Here is a 3,285-nt window from a genome sequence, read left to right on the forward strand (position 1 = left end):
ACTATCATATCGTGGATTTGCCGCCAATCCTAGACGGTCAATTATTGGGTGCTTACAATCAACTAGCACCAAGCGTATATAGAATGGTTTTGCCAGGGCTTTTTGAAGACTTTTTTGCCATCGTGCGTTGAACCTAAAATGGAATAGGATGATGAATGTAATTAGAGATAGGCTGTATAGAACATTTAAGAATGTCATAAGTAGGTCTCCTGATTCTTATGTATTTGCAGCTTTTAATGCTATCAGCAGTATTGGGCTTAGAATGTAGGCTGTAGTTGTTAGTGATGAATTTACCTTTTTGAATGCGCTTTTATTTCAGTGTTCCCTGCCATTTTTCTTTGGAGGGAACAACCAATTATATTCTACAAAAACGACAACCCAAGCTTACTTCACCCAAGGACTCTCAACAGACTTCGAAATACCCTTAGCCTGTTTAATCGCTTCGGCTAAGGCCTTAGAAACTTCAGCAGGGGTCTTGTCAGTCAAATCTTGTTGCTTGAGCCATTCGTAAGCGGAAGCCTCGTAAATATCATCTGGAAAACTCATGCGCGTTCACCACCTTTATTTTGATTATAGCAAATTCCACCAAAAAACCACCAGCCAAATTCGACTGGTGGTTCATTATTTACAAGTTATTTACTTCTTGGCTGTGGCTGCGACCTTTTGATGAGCCGCTACCGCCAGTTCTGGGAACCAAATCGCAATTTCGTGATGCGCATTTTCTCTGCTATCTGAGGTGTGCACGATGTTGCGGAGAATGCCATCTGGATAGTCATGTGCGAAGTCGCCGCGGATGGTGCCAGGTTGGGCATCGTTTGGATGCGTCTTGCCGGCGAGGTTGTGGACAGCTTTAACGACGTCCGTCCCACTGACGATGATGGCGACCATTGGGCCTTCCATCATGTACGTCTTGATTTCCTCGTAGTAAGGCATCTCTGCTTGGTACCTGTAATGTTGATCTAATTGGGATGAAGTTGCGTTGAGCACCTTTAAAGCCGTAATTTGATAGCGCTTACTTTCGAACCGTGAAATAATCTCGCCAATGTGACCTTCCGCGACCCCATCGGGTTTTACCAATACTAAAGTCTTTTCTGAATTTGCCATGAGTGAAACCTCCTTGTGATTTTTGGGTAAATCGTAAATCAAGGACCTGTTGTTCAATGCATAACAAGTTGCTACCTTAAATTGTAGATTAAACGGTTTCTAACGTCAATTAAATTATTAAAAAAACACCAATCGGATATAACGACTGGTGTTCTTTAACATGATTAAGCAGCATCACCCATAATCATCCACAGGATCAAGTAAGCGATAATTCCCGGGAAGGCGGGGGTAATGGCAAGCACAACGAACAGGACGCGGGCAATGCCAACGTTCCAGCCAAAGTGTTCGGCCAGGCCGCCAATGACGCCGGCAAAGACCCGGTTCGAAGCCGAGCGGTGAATATTCTTCATGATGGTTTCCTCCTTAGATGGTTAAGATTGAAAATCAATTTTGTTGAAAAAGTCGACGTGGATATCATCGTCGGTAATTTCGAGCTTAGTGATACTCCCGTTGATGGTGGCAATGCCTTCATCCAGTTCTGGCGCATACCGGTCAACGATGGAACGGATCGTCATCCCGTGGGAGACGACCAGCACCTGATCGCCATCCTTGGAATTGGCACGCAACTTGTTGAAGCCGCGGTCGAGCCGTTCCCAGAACATGTCGTTGCTTTCAGCCTCACCATAGAGGTCGGCTTGGTGAATCAAGTCACGGGCTTTTTCCAGACCGTAAGTTTTGAGCACGTCAGATTCCGAGGTCAATTTGACCTGGGCACCAACGAATTGCCACATCTGGTTTAAGTCGTTACCCTCAAAATAACCATGGCACTGTTCCCGAAATTCGGGGTATTGGTAGGAAACGATATTCATATTTTCTGGATTTTCGTGGAGGGCAATGGTGGCCGTTTCAATGGCTCGGCCGGAGTCACTGCTGTAAGCAGCGGCAAACGGAATATTCTTCAGCTGTTTCCCGGCACGTTTTGCATCGGCCCGTCCTTTTTCAGTCAGGGGTGAATCGATCCAGCCTTGAACCTTGTTATAGTGATTCAACATTGTTTGACCGTGACGCACGAAATAAGCGGTAATTTTCTTCATCTTTCGGAACTCCTTCGTCAACTTCGTAAGTGGTTACATCCTCAGTATAGCAAGCAATAGGAGGGAACGCTAAGATTTTGCTACGGGAAATTTAAATCCCTTAAATTTTTTTGATAAATCAAGGGACGGGTGGGGAAAAGCGTGCTATCTTTAAGGCATAGGAGATGATGCGCATGAGTACTGAAAGCAGTTATCGTTACACGGGGGAGTCACCCGTTGATCTAAGTCAGCTCGCGACCCGGGTCAGTCGTGTGCCAGAACAGGCCGTGATTACGACCGCACTAGAGGCGAACGTTGCGACCCTGAGTGATTTGCAGGCAAAATTGTATTCTCAACGGCAAAGCGGCATCATTATCATTCTGCAGGGGATGGATACCGCTGGTAAAGATGGCTTGATTCGTCACGTCTTTAGTGGCCTCAACCCGTCCGGAACCAGTGTGGTTAGCTTTAAACAGCCAACTCACTTACAGTTGGACCATGATTTTCTCTGGCGAATCAATCAGGCCTTGCCACAACGGGGGCAGATCCGTATTTTCAACCGGTCACAGTACGAAGACGTTCTGATCAGTCGCGTGCACCCGGAAATGTTGTTGAATCAACATTTACCCAACGTGAAGACCCTTGATGATGTCGATGATGCTTTCTTTGACAAGCGGTACCATGATCTCCGCCATTTTGAAAAATACTTACGGCACCAAGGATTTATTACCATCAAGTTTTTCTTACATCTGTCACGGGAAGAACAAACGCACCGGTTCGAACGCCGAATCGAGGTTCCTAGTAAAAACTGGAAGTTCTCGCCAAGTGACATGCAGGAGCGAGCCTTCTGGCCGGACTATCAACGAGCTTATACCCAGATGCTGGAAAAGACGGCGACTAAGAAACAGCCGTGGTATCTGATTCCAGCGGACGATAAGGGTGTGGCCCGCCTGATTGTTTCCAATATTTTGGTTAAGCGACTACAAGATTTGAATCCTGCTTATCCAACGGTTGATCCGGCCGTTCAACGAAAATTAAAGGCCACCTTGAAGCAGTTACAAAAGGGTGAGTTGTAATGAACAAAAAGGGAAGGGATAGCCGGCTATCTCTTCCCTTTTTTTGTGTGCGCCCGGCATGGGCGCTAACTAGGCGGTGAAAGTCCGCTGTG

The 3,285-nt window shown here is 46.3% G+C and carries 5 protein-coding genes; 1 reads left to right on the top strand and 4 read right to left on the bottom strand.

Features of this window, described 5'->3' with window-relative positions; genetic code table 11:
• Positions 1–384 precede the first annotated feature (384 nt).
• The 4 genes from FC99_RS13875 to FC99_RS09485 all read right to left on the bottom strand — a co-directional run bounded on the left by FC99_RS13875 (position 385) and on the right by FC99_RS09485 (position 2,138).
• Positions 385–546, bottom strand: a complete 162-nt coding sequence (locus FC99_RS13875) for a hypothetical protein (RefSeq protein WP_156166950.1) — start codon at positions 544–546, stop codon at positions 385–387.
• A gap of 90 nt (positions 547–636) precedes the next feature.
• Positions 637–1,104, bottom strand: coding sequence for a nucleoside-diphosphate kinase (gene ndk / locus FC99_RS09475; protein ID WP_048735889.1), 468 nt, complete (start codon positions 1,102–1,104; stop codon positions 637–639).
• A 164-nt stretch (positions 1,105–1,268) separates the two neighbouring features.
• On the bottom strand, positions 1,269–1,454 hold the full coding sequence (locus FC99_RS09480) for a PspC domain-containing protein (protein ID WP_048735890.1): 186 nt from the start codon (positions 1,452–1,454) through the stop codon (positions 1,269–1,271).
• Between the two features lie 21 nt (positions 1,455–1,475).
• Positions 1,476–2,138, bottom strand: a complete 663-nt coding sequence (locus tag FC99_RS09485) for a histidine phosphatase family protein (RefSeq protein ID WP_048735891.1) — start codon at positions 2,136–2,138, stop codon at positions 1,476–1,478.
• A 173-nt stretch (positions 2,139–2,311) separates the two neighbouring features.
• Between FC99_RS09485 and FC99_RS09490 the strand changes: the two genes are divergently transcribed.
• On the top strand, positions 2,312–3,193 hold the full coding sequence (locus FC99_RS09490) for a PPK2 family polyphosphate kinase (RefSeq protein ID WP_048735892.1): 882 nt from the start codon (positions 2,312–2,314) through the stop codon (positions 3,191–3,193).
• Positions 3,194–3,285 lie beyond the last annotated feature (92 nt).

Source organism: Levilactobacillus koreensis JCM 16448, assembly GCF_001435525.1.
GTDB classification, from domain to species: Bacteria; Bacillota; Bacilli; order Lactobacillales; family Lactobacillaceae; genus Levilactobacillus; species Levilactobacillus koreensis.